At 70.7% G+C, this 14,377-nt stretch carries 13 protein-coding genes; 9 read left to right on the forward strand and 4 right to left on the reverse strand.

Annotated elements, in window-relative coordinates; genetic code table 11:
- Positions 1-5 precede the first annotated feature (5 nt).
- Both IE325_RS11940 and IE325_RS11945 read left to right on the forward strand, forming a co-directional pair.
- On the forward strand, positions 6-1,259 hold the full coding sequence (locus tag IE325_RS11940) for a sensor histidine kinase (protein ID WP_190069762.1): 1,254 nt from the start codon (positions 6-8) through the stop codon (positions 1,257-1,259).
- The gene (locus tag IE325_RS11945) at positions 1,252-1,899 is read left to right on the forward strand and encodes a response regulator (RefSeq protein ID WP_190069763.1); all 648 of its coding nucleotides are present in this window, start codon (positions 1,252-1,254) and stop codon (positions 1,897-1,899) included. Before IE325_RS11940 ends, IE325_RS11945 begins: the two co-directional genes overlap by 8 nt.
- On the opposite strand, the gene glgX is transcribed toward IE325_RS11945, so the two are convergent.
- Positions 1,900-4,146 carry a glycogen debranching protein GlgX gene (gene glgX / locus IE325_RS11950; RefSeq protein WP_190069764.1) on the reverse strand — a complete coding sequence of 749 codons (2,247 nt, stop codon included), beginning with the start codon at positions 4,144-4,146 and terminating at the stop codon, positions 1,900-1,902. It abuts the gene before it with no gap.
- Positions 4,147-4,481: 335 nt separating this feature from the next.
- Between glgX and IE325_RS11955 the strand changes: the two genes are divergently transcribed.
- From IE325_RS11955 to IE325_RS11980, 6 genes are all read left to right on the forward strand, one after another.
- Positions 4,482-5,708, forward strand: a complete 1,227-nt coding sequence (locus IE325_RS11955) for a L,D-transpeptidase (protein ID WP_229911760.1) — start codon at positions 4,482-4,484, stop codon at positions 5,706-5,708.
- Between the two features lie 169 nt (positions 5,709-5,877).
- Entirely contained in the window at positions 5,878-7,110 is a 1,233-nt protein-coding gene (locus IE325_RS11960; protein ID WP_190069766.1) for a L,D-transpeptidase, read from the forward strand.
- 80 nt (positions 7,111-7,190) lie between these two features.
- Positions 7,191-7,958: an enoyl-CoA hydratase/isomerase family protein gene (locus IE325_RS11965; RefSeq protein WP_190069767.1), complete on the forward strand. Its 768-nt coding sequence runs from the start codon at positions 7,191-7,193 to the stop codon at positions 7,956-7,958.
- 284 nt (positions 7,959-8,242) lie between these two features.
- Positions 8,243-8,746: an ATP-binding protein gene (locus IE325_RS11970; protein WP_190069768.1), complete on the forward strand. Its 504-nt coding sequence runs from the start codon at positions 8,243-8,245 to the stop codon at positions 8,744-8,746.
- A 117-nt stretch (positions 8,747-8,863) separates the two neighbouring features.
- The gene (locus tag IE325_RS11975) at positions 8,864-10,030 is read left to right on the forward strand and encodes a YncE family protein (protein WP_190069769.1); all 1,167 of its coding nucleotides are present in this window, start codon (positions 8,864-8,866) and stop codon (positions 10,028-10,030) included.
- 88 nt (positions 10,031-10,118) lie between these two features.
- Positions 10,119-10,745 (forward strand): ADP-ribosyltransferase, encoded by a 627-nt coding sequence (locus tag IE325_RS11980; RefSeq protein WP_190069770.1) that lies wholly within the window; start codon positions 10,119-10,121, stop codon positions 10,743-10,745.
- On the opposite strand, the gene IE325_RS11985 is transcribed toward IE325_RS11980, so the two are convergent.
- A complete protein-coding gene (locus tag IE325_RS11985; RefSeq protein ID WP_190069771.1) occupies positions 10,699-11,367 on the reverse strand; it encodes a GNAT family N-acetyltransferase in 669 nt (222 codons plus the stop codon). The genes IE325_RS11980 and IE325_RS11985 overlap by 47 nt on opposite strands.
- Positions 11,368-11,472: 105 nt before the next feature.
- Here IE325_RS11985 and IE325_RS11990 point away from each other — a divergent pair, with 105 nt between their 5' ends.
- Positions 11,473-11,724, forward strand: coding sequence for an EF-hand domain-containing protein (locus IE325_RS11990; RefSeq protein ID WP_190069772.1), 252 nt, complete (start codon positions 11,473-11,475; stop codon positions 11,722-11,724).
- A gap of 46 nt (positions 11,725-11,770) precedes the next feature.
- Here IE325_RS11990 and IE325_RS11995 read toward each other — a convergent pair whose 3' ends face one another.
- Complete coding sequence (locus tag IE325_RS11995) at positions 11,771-12,544, reverse strand: ABC transporter ATP-binding protein (protein WP_190069773.1); 774 nt, start codon at positions 12,542-12,544, stop codon at positions 11,771-11,773.
- Positions 12,541-14,238, reverse strand: coding sequence for a 2-isopropylmalate synthase (locus tag IE325_RS12000; protein ID WP_190069774.1), 1,698 nt, complete (start codon positions 14,236-14,238; stop codon positions 12,541-12,543). Before IE325_RS12000 ends, IE325_RS11995 begins: the two co-directional genes overlap by 4 nt.
- Positions 14,239-14,377: the final 139 nt, after the last annotated feature.

The following is a 14,377-nucleotide window of genomic DNA, read 5'->3' on the forward strand; positions in this document are numbered from 1 at the left end:
GAGCCATGACCGCGGCGGACACGGACATCGAGCGGCGCTGGGAACTCATCCGCGGCGTCGGTCCCTACGGGCTGCTCATGGTCGGCACACTGCTGGCGCTGGCCACCGCCGAACTGACGCCGGGGCCGGCGCAGCGCACCACCGTCGCCGCGCTGGTCGTCGCGGGCCTCGTCCTCCAGGTGTGGTGGGGCCGGGCCCGCCGCACCCGCCCCGGCCCCTCCACCGCCGGCACCGTGTACTACGCGCTGCGCTGGGCGCTCGGCTTCGCGCTGACCTGGCTGAATCCGTTCTTCGCGTTCTACGCGGTCACCGGCTACTTCGACTCCGACGAGCTGATTCCCGGCCGGCGTCTGCGGTGGCTCGGCCCGTTCGCCTGCTCGATCGCCGTCTCGGGCTCGCAGGCCGGCGGGCTGCCCTTCAAGGAGCCCGTCCAGTGGGCGGTGTTCGCCGGGCTCCTGGTGGTCAACAACGTCATCCTGACCGTGGTCGGCCATCTCACCAACCAGCAGGAGGAACGCTCCCGCGCCCGGGCCGCCACCATCGCCGAGCTCGAACGCACGAATACGGCGTTGCAGCAGGCGCTCGACGAGAACGCCGCCCTCCACTCCCAACTCCTCGTCCAGGCCCGGGAAGCGGGCGTCGCGGACGAGCGGCGCCGGCTCGCCGCCGAGATCCACGACACCCTCGCCCAGGGTCTGACCGGCATCATCGCCCAGCTCCAGGTCGTGGCGAACGCCCCCGATCTGCCCACCGCCCGCACCCACCTCGACCGCGCCTCCGCCCTCGCCCGCCACAGCCTCGGCGAGGCCCGCCGCTCGGTGCACAACCTCGCCCCCGTGGCCCTGGAGAACGACGGACTGCCCCAGGCCCTCAAGAGCACGGTCGCCGAATGGGCCGAACGCACCGGCGTACGCGCCGACTTCACCGTCACCGGCACCGCGGAACAACTCCACGACGAACTCTCCGCGACCCTCCTGAGGATCGCCCAGGAAGCCCTGTCCAACGCCTCCCGGCACGCCCGCGCGACCCGCCTCGGCGTCACCCTCACCTTCCTCGGCGAGGAGGTCATCCTCGACATCCGCGACGACGGCCAGGGCTTCGACCCGCTCACCCTCCCCGAGCGCGGCCACACCGGCGGCTTCGGCCTGCCCGGCATGCGCGCCCGCGCCGAGCGCATGGCGGGCTGCCTCACCGTCGAGTCCGAACCGGGGCGCGGCACGGCCCTGTCGGCTCGCGTACCGTTGGTGCGCCATGAGTAGCGACGAGTCGTCCATCTCCCTGCTGATCGTCGACGACCATCCCGTCGTACGGGACGGTCTGCGCGGCATGTTCGAGTCGGCGCCGGGCTTCGTCGTGCTCGGGGAGGCGGCCGGTGGCGAGGAGGCCCTGGAGCGTGCCGCCGCACTCGACCCGGACGTGATCCTGATGGACCTGCGCATGCCGGGCGGCGGTGGGGTCGCGGCGATCGCCCACCTCACCCGCATCGGCGCCCGCGCCAAGGTCCTCGTACTGACCACGTACGACACCGACTCCGACACCCTCCCCGCGATCGAGGCGGGCGCGACGGGCTACCTCCTGAAGGACGCCCCGCGCGACGAACTCTTCACCGCCGTCAGGGCGGCGGCCGAGGGCCGTACCGTCCTCTCCCCGGCGGTAGCCTCCCGCCTGGTCTCCGCCGTCCGCACCCCGAAGGCCCACGGCAACGAGCCCCTCTCCGCCCGCGAACGCGAGGTCCTGGCCCTGGTCGCCAAGGGCACCTCCAACCGCGAGATCGCCCGCGAGCTCTTCATCAGCGAGGCGACCGTGAAGACCCATCTCACCCACCTGTACGCCAAGTTGGGCGTCAAGGACCGGGCGGCGGCGGTGGCGACGGCGTACGAGCGGGGAATCCTCGGCTGATCAGCCGTCCACCCGCAGCAACAGCACCGCCCGCCCCGGCACCGTGATCCCCGCCCCCGCCGGATGCTCCACCCCCGGTGCCTCGCCCTGCTCCTCCCGCGAGGTGTCGACGACCACCTCGTACCGCTCCGCCCAAGGCGGGCCCGGCAGTACGAAGCTCACCGGCCGGTCCCCGGCGTGCAGCACCGCCAGGAAGCTGTCGTCGACTATCGGTGCCCCGCGCTCGTCGCGGCCCGGGATGTCCCGCCCGGACAGAAACATGCCCAGCGTGGCGGCGGGCGCGTACCAGTCCCGTTCCGTCATCTCCGTTCCCCGTGCGGTGAACCAGGCCAGGTCCCGCAGTCCGTCCGCCGAGTGCGCCCGCCCGGAGAAGAAGGCCCGGCGTCGCAGCACGGGATGCCGGTGCCGCAGCTCGATGAGGCGGGCGGTGAGGTCGAAGAGGGCCTTCCAGCCCGGCTCCTCCAGCAGCTCCCAGTCCAGCCAGCTGATCTCGTTGTCCTGGCAGTAGGCGTTGTTGTTGCCGCGCTGGGTGCGCCCCAGCTCGTCGCCCGCGACCAGCATCGGCACGCCCGTGGAGAGCAGCAGGGTGGTCAGCAGATTCCGTAGCTGCCGCCGCCTGAGCGCCCGTACGCGCTCGTCGTCCGTCTCCCCCTCGACCCCGCCGTTCCAGGCCCGGTTGTCGTCCGAGCCGTCCCGGTTGCCTTCCCCGTTCGCCTCGTTGTGCTTGCGCTCGTAGGACACCAGGTCGCGGAGCGTGAAACCGTCGTGGGCCGTCACGAAGTTGACGGAGGCGTACGGCCTTCGGCCTCCCCACGCGTACAGGTCACTGGACCCCGAGAGCCGGTACCCCAGATCCCGTACGTCCGGCAGCGCGCCCCGCCAGAAGTCCCGTACGGCGTTGCGGTAGCGGTCGTTCCACTCCGTCCACAGGGGCGGGAAGGCGCCCACCTGATACCCACCGGACCCCACGTCCCACGGCTCGGCGATCAGCTTCACCCGGCGCAGCACCGGGTCCTGGGCGATGACCGCGAGGAACGGCGAGAGCATGTCGACATCGTGCATGGAGCGGGCCAGCGCCGCCGCCAGGTCGAAGCGGAAGCCGTCCACGCCCATCTCCGTCACCCAGTAGCGGAGGGAGTCGGTGATGAGCCGGAGGACATGCGGCTGGACGACGTGGAGGGTGTTCCCGCACCCGGTGTAGTCGGCATACCTCCGTGCATCCGACTGCAACCGGTAGTACCCCCGGTTGTCGATGCCCTTCAGCGACAGCGTCGGGCCCAGCTCGCCCGCCTCCGCCGTGTGGTTGTAGACGACGTCGAGGATGACCTCGATCCCGGCGTCGTGCAGCGCACGCACCATCCGCTTGAACTCGCCCACCTGCTGACCCGTCGTACCCGAGGCGGCGTAGGCGGCGTGCGGGGCGAAATAGCCGATGGAGTTGTAGCCCCAGTAGTTGCGCAGGCCCTTGCGCAGGAGGTGGTCCTCGTGCGCGAACTGGTGGACGGGGAGCAGCTCGACGGCCGTGACGCCGAGCTTGACGAGGTGCTCGATCGCGGCCGGATGCGCGAGACCGGCGTACGTCCCGCGCAGTTCCTCCGGGACTCCGGGGTGCAGCTTGGTGAACCCCCGCACATGCACCTCGTAGATCACCGAATCGGCCCACGGCGTCTTCGGGCGGCGGTCGTCCGCCCAGTTGTCGTCGTCGTGCACGACCACGCCCTTCGGGACGTACGGCGCCGAGTCCCGGTCGTCGCGCACGGTGTCGGCGACATGCTGCTGCGGCCAGTCGCGGACATGGCCGTACACCTCGGGCGGCAGGCCGAAGTCGCCGTCCACCGCGCGCGCGTACGGGTCGAGCAGCAGCTTCGCCGGGTTCCAGCGGCCGCCGGTCCAGGGGTCCCAGCGGCCGTGCACCCGATAGCCGTAGCGCTGACCCGGCATCACACCGGGCACGAAGCCGTGCCAGATCTCGTGGGTCAGCTCGGTGAGCCGCGCCCGTGTCTCCTTCCCCTCCTCGTCGAAGAGACACAGGTCGACGGCCTCCGCGCCCCCCGCCCACAGCGCGAAGTTGGTGCCGGCCACCCCGTCCGGGCCGACCCGGAAGCGGGCGCCGAGCGGCACGGGCGTGCCCGGCCACACGGGCACACCGGGGGCCTTGCGCCGCGCGCCGTTCACGACGGCGGCCGGGCGCCCCTCCTCAGCGGCGACCGCCCCGGCCACCGCCTCCTGCTCGGCTGCGCTCGACACCTACGGCCTCCCACGGCTCACGGACCACACGATGTGGAAGGAGAGACCCGCGGTCGTCCCTGGGCCCTGTCGTCAGATTCCCGCCTGCCCGGCGGCGTCTGGCACGCACGCTCGCCGCGTTGCCGAACCGCCCACGTGGCTCCGCCACGAGGGCGCTCCGGCGCCTTGCGATCGCTCGCACCAGACGCCGCCGGGCCCGCCCTTCGGGCGGACGCCGGGAATCTGACGACAGGGCCCAGCCGCGGCTCCCCGTCGCGTCGTCCTCCCACATGTTCTGCCCACCCGTCGGGTCGCACTCACGTTTCCCCCGGGCCGCCCCGGTCGTTGGGGTCTTCGTGACGCATCTACAAGGGCGCGCGCGGCGCGCGGGGGCCGTGCTGGCCGCCGTACTGACATGGGCCGGTCTGCTGGCCGGCTGCACGGGTGGCGGCATCGGCGAGATGCTGGGCAAGGGGCAGGCGTCCGAGGACGTCATCCGGGTCACCCCCGACGACGGTTCCAAGGGCGCACGCCCCGACGACCGGCTGCTCGTCCGGGTGCCCAGCGGGCGGCTGGAGTCGGTCGAGGTCGTCAAGTCCCAGGACGCCCAGGACACCCCGGTGCCCGGGCGCATCTCCAAGGACGGCCTGCGCTGGGAGCCCGAGGACCCCCGGCTCGCGCTGGCCGCGAAGTACACGATCGACGCGGTGGCCCTCGACGGCCACGGGCGCCGCAGCGCACGGCACACGACCTTCACCACGTACGTCCCCGACAAGCGGTTCATCGCCTACGTCACCCCGGAGCACCGCTCCACCGTAGGCACCGGAATGATCGTCTCCCTGGAGTTCAACCGGGAGATCCAGAACCGGGCCGCCGTCGAACGCGCCGTACAGGTCACCGCCGAGCCCGCCGTGGAGATCCGCCCGCACTGGTTCGGCAAGGCCCGCCTCGACTTCCGTCCCCGCGACTACTGGAAGCCCGGCACCAAGGTCACCGTCTCGCTGCGGCTGCGGGACGTCCAGGGGGCGCCCGGGGCCTACGGCCTCCAGCACAGGACCTTCTCCTTCACCGTCGGCCGCCACCAGGTCTCCCTGGTCGACGCCGCCGAGCACACCATGGAGGTCCGCCGCGACGACGAACTGCTCGCCTCCGTCCCCATCACGGCCGGCGCCCCGAAGATGACCACCTACAACGGCAAGATGGTAGTCACCGAGATGCTCGAACTCACCCGGATGAACGGCGCCACGGTCGGCTTCAAGAAGAAGAACGGCAAGGGCGAGTACGACATCCCCGACGTCCCGCACGCCATGCGCCTGACCGACTCCGGCACCTTCCTGCACGGCAACTACTGGGCGGACCGCTCCATCTTCGGGCAGAGCAATGTCAGCCACGGCTGCGTCGGCCTCAGGGACGTCAAGGGCGGCGGCTCCGACACACCCGCGGGCTGGTTCTTCGACCGCAGCCTGGTCGGGGACGTCGTCGAGGTCGTCCGCAGCAATGACAAAAAGGTCGCTCCTGACAATGGCCTCGGAGGATGGAATATGGGTTGGAAGGAGTGGAAGGCGGGGAGTGCGGTGAAGTAATCCGACAGGGGGGTGAGTTGCCCGGCGGCAGGCCGGCTGTCGATGTTGGAACGGAACAGTGACAAACGCGCGGCGCCGACGCGTCCGGCCATGTGGTTAATATGCGCCGATGCGCGCGGCTGACGCGCGGGGGTGCGGGCCTGACCTGGCCCGGGGAGGGGAGAAAGACTTGAACGTGCGGCCGATATCGGGGGCGTCGGTTGACGGACGCAGGCGGGTCGGGCTGGCCGCGGTCGCCGGGGCGCTGCTGCTGACCGTCACCGCGTGCGGCGGGGGCGGCGGATCGGACTCGGGTGCCGGGGGCGGCAAGGGCGGGGACGCCGGCGCCGCTCAGGCCAAGAAGTCGCAGGCGGTCGTGACCATAGCGCCGGGCGACGGCGCCAAGTCCGTCGACACCAGCGGCGCCCTGAAGGTGACCGCGGCCAAGGGCAAGCTCACGGACGTCGAGGTCAAGGACGCCAAGGGCAACGCGATAGACGGGAAGATATCCGGCGACGGCGGCACCTGGACTCCGTCCACGCATCTCGCCGCCGCCACCAAGTACACGGTGCACGCGGTCGCCAAGGACACCGACGGCCTGGAGGCCGCCAAGGAGGCCGACTTCACCACCCTGACGCCGAAGAACACCTTCATCGGGCGCTTCACACCCGAGGACGGTTCGAAGGTCGGCGTCGGAATGCCGTTCTCGCTCCGCTTCGACCGGGGCATCACCAACCCCGAGGACGTCGAGAAGGCGATCAGTATCAAGACCGAGCCGGCCGTCGAGGTCGCGGGCCACTGGTTCGGCAACGACCGCCTCGACTTCCGGCCCGAGAAGTACTGGAAGTCCGGCACCAAGGTCACCGTCGAGCTCAACCTCGACGGCGTCGAGGGCCGTGACGGCGTCTACGGCGAGCAGGACAAGAAGGTCACCTTCACGATCGGCCGCAACCAGGTCTCGGTCGTCGACGTGAAGACCAGGAAGATGAAGGTCACTCAGGACGGCAAGGTCGTCAAGACCATCCCGGTCACCACCGGCAAGCCCGGGTACGACACCTGGAACGGCCAGATGGTGATGACCGAGAAGTTCGTCGAGACCCGGATGAACGGCGACACGGTCGGCTACGACGGCGAGTACGACATCAAGGACGTCCCGCACGCCACCCGCCTGACCGACTCCGGCACCTTCATCCACGGCAACTACTGGGGCGGCGGCGCCTTCGGCAACTACAACGCCAGCCACGGCTGCATCGGCCTGCGCGACGTCAAGGGCGCCTGGGACAAGGGCACCCCGGCCGCGTGGTTCTTCGACCACTCGATGGTCGGTGACGTGGTGGTCGTGAAGAACTCCGCCGACGCGACGGTCGACCCGGGGAACGGGCTCAACGGCTGGAACATGTCGTGGGAGAAGTGGAAGGCATAGCTCCCATGTGACGTGCGTACGGCCCCGGTGTGAGGTACGGCACCGGGGCCGCTCCCGTTAGTCCCCGTTAACCTGCTCGCATGACCGTGAATCTCGAAGTCGCCGAAGGTGTCGGTACCCTCCGTCTCGACCGCCCGCCCATGAACGCGCTGGACGTCGCCACCCAGGACCGGCTCAAGGAGCTCGCCGAGGAGGCGACCCGGCGTGACGACGTACGGGCCGTGGTGATCTACGGCGGGGAGAAGGTGTTCGCGGCGGGCGCGGACATCAAGGAGATGCAGGCCATGGACCACACGGCGATGGTCCTGCGTGCCCGGGCCCTGCAGGAGTCGTTCACGGCGGTGGCCCGGATCCCCAAGCCGGTGGTGGCGGCGGTGACCGGCTACGCGCTCGGCGGCGGCTGCGAGCTGGCGCTGTGCGCGGACTTCCGGATCGCCGGGGAGAACGCCAAGCTGGGCCAGCCCGAGATCCTGCTCGGCCTGATCCCGGGCGCCGGCGGTACCCAGCGCCTCGCCCGGCTGATCGGCCCGTCGAAGGCGAAGGACCTGATCTTCACGGGCCGTATGGTGAAGGCGGAGGAGGCGCGGGAACTCGGCCTGGTGGACCGGGTCGTGGCGCCGGATCAGGTCTACGCGGAGGCGCACGCCTGGGCCGCCAGGCTGGCGCAGGGCCCGGCGATCGCGCTGCGCGCCGCGAAGGAGTCGATCGACACCGGCCTGGAGACGGACATCGAGACGGGCCTCGCGGTGGAACGCGGCTGGTTCGCGGGGCTGTTCGCGACGGAGGACCGGGAGCGGGGCATGCGGAGCTTCGTGGAGGAGGGTCCGGGCAAGGCGAAGTTCCTCTAGAGGCGGACCGAAACGCGGCCGTATCACTTGCAATTGACGGCGTGTCTGATCCGGGTCCCTCGATGGGGCGGTTTATGGGAGCCTTAAGGCAACCTTAAGCGTGCCTTGTCGAGGGAGCCTGTCGATTGCCTCCAGCGGACCCTTCGTCGCAGGTCGGACGGGCTGTGCGAGGCCCTGAACTGCCGCTGTCATATGCCAACCGGGCCGTTCGGAATGAGCGCTTCCGGGGGGTGTATTCCTCCGGAACGGCCCCCAAGGGCCCCGCGGACGGCCATGATGGGGGCATGGCGGGGCTGGAGGGTGTCGAACACCCGCGGGGAAACGGCCGTGCGACTGCGGCACGCTGGTCGCCGGCGGTCGAGGACGAAGCCGCATCAAAGGCGCTGGAGCTGTTCGGCAATCCCACGGAGGCCGAGGTTCCGCTCCCGTCCCGCCCCGAGTCCGCGGCGACCGCGCGCAGACTGGCCCAGGTGGTCGTCCTGCGCCAGTGGGGACTCACCCCGAAGATGACGGAGGACGCGGTCCTGCTCGTCTCGGAACTGGTCGGCAACGCCGTCCGCCACACCGGCGCCCGTGTCTTCGGCCTCCGTATGCGGCGCCGTCGCGGCTGGATCCGTATCGAGGTCCGTGATCCCTCCCGCGGTCTGCCCTGTCTCATGCCGGTCCAGGAGATGGACATCAGCGGCCGGGGGCTGATGCTCGTCGACAAGCTCGCCGACCGGTGGGGCGTGGATCTGCTGCCGCGCGGCAAGACGACGTGGTTCGAGATGAGGGTGGCGGAGCGTTAGTCCGTCGGTGCCGCCTATCGGGTCAATCGCACGATTTTCTGCGTAATCCACATTAAATGGTCCGGTGATCTTTGGTGACCGTCGCGCCGCCACCCCGCCGTACCGGAAGAACTGCCGATGAATCGCACCCACCGCACCCTCCTCGCAGCCCTGGGCCTCCTCGCGCTGGCCGCCTGCGGCACCGAGTCCGCCAAGGACACGGAGCGTCCCACCCAGGCCGCCATCCCCGCTCCGGTGAAGGAGCGGGCCGTCCAGGGACTGCCCGGCATGCCCCCCGTCCTCGATCCGAAGGACGTCTACGCCGCCGACCGCCCGAACCTGCTCTCCCCGGTCGTCAAGGACTTCCCGTCCCGCGTCTACGTCCCCAACAGCGACTCCGACACCGTCTCCGTCATCGACCCCAAGACCTACGAGGTCGTCGAGACCATCCCCGTCGGCCGCCAGCCCCAGCACGTCGTGCCGTCCTGGGATCTGAAGACCCTGTGGGTCAACAACAACCGCGGCCACACCCTCACCCCCATCGACCCGAAGACCGGCAAGGCGGGCGAGGAGGTCGAGGTCCACGACCCCTACAACCTCTACTTCACCCCCAACGGCAAATACGCCATCGTCATGGCCTCCCTCGACCGCGAGCTCGTCTTCCGTGACCCGCACACCATGAAGCGGCTCAAGACCGAACCGGTCACCTGCTACGGCGTCAACCACGCCGACTTCTCCCTCGACGGCCGCTACTTCATCGTCTCCTGCGAGTTCAGCGGCGAACTGCTGAAGGTCGACACGGAGAAGATGAAGGTCGTCGGGCAGCAGAAACTCCCCTTCGACGGCGCGATGCCGCAGGACGTCAAGGTCTCCCCTGACGGCAAGAAGTTCTACGTCGCCGACATGATGGCCGACGGCATGTGGGTCCTGGACGGCGACAAGTTCAGCGCCCCGAAGCTCCTGCCCACCGGCAAGGGCTGCCACGGCCTCTACGTCAGCCGCGACTCCCGCGAGATGTATGTCTCCAACCGCGGCGAGGGCACCGTCTCCGTCTACGACTTCACCCGCGACGAACTCACCAAGAAGTGGCACCTCCCCGAAGGCGGCAGCCCCGACATGGGCGGCGTCTCCGCCGACGGCAAGGTGCTGTGGCTGTCGGGACGCTACGACTCGGAGGTGTACGCCATCGACACCCGCACCGGCGACGAACTCGCCCGTATCGACGTGGGCGAGGGCCCGCACGGCCTCGCCGTGTACCCGCAGCCCGGCCGTTACTCCCTCGGCCACACCGGCGTCTTCCGCTGACATCCCTCGCCGGTGGACACGCCGCCGAACGGGTGAAAACGGGTGAACCTGCCCGACCCGCCCCCGCAGGACCGGGATCGTGATCCCCATGATCACAACTCGCCTGCGGCGGCGGGCCGCTGCCGCCGTCCTGTCCCTCTCGGCCGTCCTCGCCACCACCGCGGCCACCGCTCCCGAGTCCGTCACCTCCGCCCGTCCGACCGCCGCCAGGGCCGTCCCCGACCCGGCCGCCTGTCCCGTCCAGTTCGACGACCCGATCGAGGCCGCCGCCGATCGCCGCGTCGACGTCGACCGCATCACCCCCGACCCGGCCTGGCGCACCAGCTGCGGCACCCTCTACCGGGCCGACGGCCGCGGCCCGGAGATCGTCTTCCGGGACGGCTTCCTGCCCAAGGACGTCGTCAACGGCCAGTACGACGTGGAGAAGTACGTCCTGGTCAACCAGCCCTCCCCGTACGTGTCCACGACGTACGACCACGACCTGTACAAGAACTGGTGGAAATCGGGCTGGAACTACTACATCGACGCCCCCGGCGGCGTCGACGTCAACAAGACCATCGGCGACACCCACAAATGGGCCGACCAGTTCGAGGTCGCCTTCCCCGGCGGCATCGACCGGAAGTACATCCTCGGCGTCTGCCCGGTGGACAAGGCGACCAAGACCGAGATCATGAGCGACTGCCAGAGCAACCCGCACTTCGAGCCCTGGCACTGAGCAGCAGCGCCTCCGCGCCCACCGCGCGGTAGCCCGCCGCCTGGAACGCCCGCATGCTGCGGGCGTTCCCCGGCGTGACCTGCGCCCACAGCGGCTCCGTGACCAGATGCCGGGCGGCGGTCACCAGGGACCGGCCGAGCCCCCGGTGCCGTACCGCCTCGTCCACCTCCACCGACACCTCCAGCCGCCCGCCGATCCCGCGCCCCGTCACGACCACCCCGCCCTCCGCGGTCCACGCACGCACCCCGTCGCGCCGGCCGCGGGCGTAGGTGATGCGGGGGTGGTCGGCGTCCTCGATCTCGGTGAGCGCGAGGGGCGGCTCGCCGGGCAGCGGGTCGGCGACCAGCATCGCGTCGATCGTCTCGACGGTACGGCCCGTCCGGTCCAGCAGCGCCGACAGGAACCGCGGGTTCATCGTCGCCGCCAGCCGGTCGCAGTCCAGGGAGTCCAGCGTGTCGTACACCCAGCGCGGGTCCTCGTCCACGAAGACGACCGAGTGCGCGGTGAAGGACAGGACACCGGCGTCCCGCCGGCACAACTGCGGCACGACCGTCGTACCGCCGTCCGCCGGTGGGAAGACACCCCGCCCCGCCGCGTCGAGAATCTCTCCCAGAGTCGCCATCGCCCCACTCCCCGAGTCGCCACCCCACCGGCCCGACGAGGGCGTCCCTGTGCTGGCGGCTCGGGTGGGCGGTTAATCTGACCTCCGTCAGCAGGACACCAAGGTATGACATCAAGTACGACGAAAAGGGGCGGATCGGTGGCGCAGATCGACATCGAGGAAGCACGCAGGCAGTTCGAGCGCATCGATGCGGACGGGGACGGAAGCATCACCGCCGCCGAGTTCAAGACCGCCCTGGCCCAGGGCGGCGACTGGAACGTGACCGAGGCCGTCGCCGAGGCCATCATCAAGAGCCGCGACCTCAACGGCGACAAGCTCCTGTCGTTCGACGAGTTCTGGGCCTACCTGAGCAAGTGACGCCCTTCGAAGGGGCGCCCCTCCGGTGCGGAGGGGCGCCCCTTCGTCATGCCCGTACGTTCCAGCGTCCGTCCCGCCGCTCAAGGGCCAGCGGCAGGTCGAAGCACTTGCCGACCTGGTCGCCGGTGAGGACCTCGGCCACCGGGCCCTGCGCGAGCGCCCGGCCCTCGCGCAGCAGCAGGGCGTGCGAGGTGCCCGGCGGAAGCTCCTCCAGGTGGTGGGTGACCAGGACCGTCGCCAGCTCCGGATGACGCAGCCGCAGTTCGGTCAGCGCGCCGATCAGCTGCTCGCGGCCGGGGAGGTCGAGGCCGGTGGCCGGTTCGTCGAGGAGCAGCAGCCGGGGCCGGGGCATCAGGGCCCGCGCGATGAGGGTCCGGGCGCGCTGGCCCTGCGACAGGGTGGGCCAGCGGGCGTCGCGGTGCGGCCGTAGCCCCAGTGTCTCGATGAGCCGGTCGGCCCGCTCCCGCTGCGCCGGCGTCGGCCGATGCCGGGGCAGCGGCGCCACCGAGTTGGTCAGCCCGGTCAGGACGACGTCCCGCACCCGCAGCGGCGCCGTCAGTGGATGACGCGGGTCGACATGACCGACGTACGCGCGCAGCTCCCGCAGATCGACCCGGCCAAGGCGGCGCCCCAGCACCTCGACCGTGCCCCGGGTGGGATGGATCCGGGCGCCCAGCAGGGCGAGCAGCGTGGACTTGCCCGCCCCGTTGGCGCCGAGCAGCGCCCAGTGCTCGCCCGCGCGGACGGTGACGGAGACGTCCCGCAGGATCGGCGTGCCGTCGCGTACGACATGGACGTCCTGGGCGCGCAGCACCGTCATCGCACGGCCCGGTTCACGGCGGACACGACCGCCTGGACGGAGGCCGCCGGGCCCTGGCCGGCGCCCCAGGCCGTGACGCCGTCGACCCGGCACTCGACGTAGGCCGCGATCCCGTCTCCCAGCGGATGCTCGGCGTAGTCGATGACAGCGACGGCGAACCCGGCACCGCCGAGCGCGTCCACGAACGCGGACAGCGGGCCGCTGCCGGTGCCCTCGTGGTCACCGGTGCGGTCCCCGATGCGCAGGGTGCAGACGAACCGATGCTCACCGCGGGAGTTGTCCTGCTGCACGGACCACGCGTCCAGGGAGATTTCCCCGTCGTCGATGACGTAGGTGGCCCGGAACAGGTCCCCCAGTTCCTTTGGCGTGATCTCCCGTCCGCTGTCGTCCGTGGCCGTCTGGACGACGGTGGAGAAGTCGGCCCGCATGCGCGCCGGCAGGTCCAGGCCGTGGTGGGTGCGCAGCAGATACGCCGTACCGCCCTTCCCCGACTGCGAGTTGACGCGGATCACCGCCTCGTAGGAGCGCCCGATGTCGGCCGGGTCGATCGGCAGATACGGCACCTCCCAGGCCGCCTGCCCCGGCGGAACCCCCAACTCCGTCGCCCTGTACGCGTGATGGGCGAGCCCCTTGCTGATCGCGTCCTGGTGGGTGCCGGAGAACGCCGTGTGGACGAGGTCGCCGGCGTACGGGTGGCGGGGGTGCACCGGCAGGCGGTTGCAGTCCTCGACGACCGCCCTGACCGCGTCGATGTCGCCGAAGTCGAGCATGGGGTCGACGCCTTGGGCGTACAGGTTCATCGCCAGGGTCACCAGATCGACGTTCCCCGTGCGCTCGCCGTTGCCGAACAGACAGCCCTCGACGCGCTGGGCGCCCGCCAGCACGGCGAGTTCGGCACAGGCGACGCCGGTGCCGCGGTCGTTGTGCGGATGGACGGAGAGGATCACCGAGTCGCGGCGGGCGAGGTGACGGTGGATGTACTCGATCTGGTCGGCGTAGACGTTGGGGGTCGCGATCTCGACGGTCGCGGGAAGGTTGTGGGTGACGGGGCGGTCGGGGCTCGCGTCCCACAGCTCACTGAGCCCGTCGCAGAGTTCGAGGACGAAATCCGGTTCGGTGAGATTGAACGTCTCGGGAGAGAACTGGAACCGGACCCCGTCCCCCGCCTGCCGCGCCATCCGCTCGGCCGCCTCGCGCACCGTCCGCCACACCGCACCGCGGTCCCGGCCGAGGACGACGTCCCGCCACACCGGCGACGTCGCGATGTACAGATGCACGACCGCCCGCGGCAGCCCGGCGATGGCCTCGAAGGTCCGGTCGATCAGGTCCGGCCGGGCCGGGGTGAACACGACGGGCGTGACATCGTCCGGTACGGCGCCCGCCACCAGATGCCGTACGAAGTCGAACTCGGTGCGGCTCGCGGAGGGATAGCCCACCTCGATCTCCTTGAAGCCGGTCGCCACCAGCAGCTCGAAGAAGCGCCGCTTGCGCGGGGTGTCCATCGGCTCGGCGAGCGCCTGGTTGCCGTCGCGCAGGTCGACCGGGACCCAGAGGGGGGCGCGCTCGATACGGGCCGAGGGCCAGGTCCGGTCCTCGGCGGGGACGTGCACACGCTCGTGGAAGGGGCGGTAGCGGTGTTGGGGCATGGGGCTGGGGCGCTGCGGATTCCACAGCTCGGACGGGTTGGTGGTCATCGTCTGCTGCTGGCCTTCGGCTCGGTCGGGTCGGAGGACGACCGGCAGCACGGCGCCCCGCGGCGGGGCGCCGGTCGTGTCAGGCCCCGCCGCGGCAGCCGAGAAGAAGGAGACCGCAGAGCGTCATGATCGGTACGCT

Source organism: Streptomyces lanatus, from assembly GCF_014655715.1.
GTDB classification, from domain to species: domain Bacteria; phylum Actinomycetota; class Actinomycetes; order Streptomycetales; family Streptomycetaceae; genus Streptomyces; species Streptomyces lanatus.

Coding starts and splice junctions, on each gene's coding strand:
- IE325_RS11940 (WP_190069762.1), top strand. CDS start 6: ATGACCGCGGCGGACACGGACATCGAGCGGCGCTGGGAACTCATCCGC.
- IE325_RS11945 (WP_190069763.1), top strand. CDS start 1,252: ATGAGTAGCGACGAGTCGTCCATCTCCCTGCTGATCGTCGACGACCAT.
- IE325_RS11965 (WP_190069767.1), top strand. CDS start 7,191: ATGACCGTGAATCTCGAAGTCGCCGAAGGTGTCGGTACCCTCCGTCTC.
- IE325_RS11970 (WP_190069768.1), top strand. CDS start 8,243: ATGGCGGGGCTGGAGGGTGTCGAACACCCGCGGGGAAACGGCCGTGCG.
- IE325_RS11975 (WP_190069769.1), top strand. CDS start 8,864: ATGAATCGCACCCACCGCACCCTCCTCGCAGCCCTGGGCCTCCTCGCG.
- IE325_RS11980 (WP_190069770.1), top strand. CDS start 10,119: ATGATCACAACTCGCCTGCGGCGGCGGGCCGCTGCCGCCGTCCTGTCC.
- IE325_RS11985 (WP_190069771.1), bottom strand. CDS start 11,367: ATGGCGACTCTGGGAGAGATTCTCGACGCGGCGGGGCGGGGTGTCTTC.
- IE325_RS11990 (WP_190069772.1), top strand. CDS start 11,473: ATGACATCAAGTACGACGAAAAGGGGCGGATCGGTGGCGCAGATCGAC.
- IE325_RS11995 (WP_190069773.1), bottom strand. CDS start 12,544: ATGACGGTGCTGCGCGCCCAGGACGTCCATGTCGTACGCGACGGCACG.
- IE325_RS12000 (WP_190069774.1), bottom strand. CDS start 14,238: ATGACCACCAACCCGTCCGAGCTGTGGAATCCGCAGCGCCCCAGCCCC.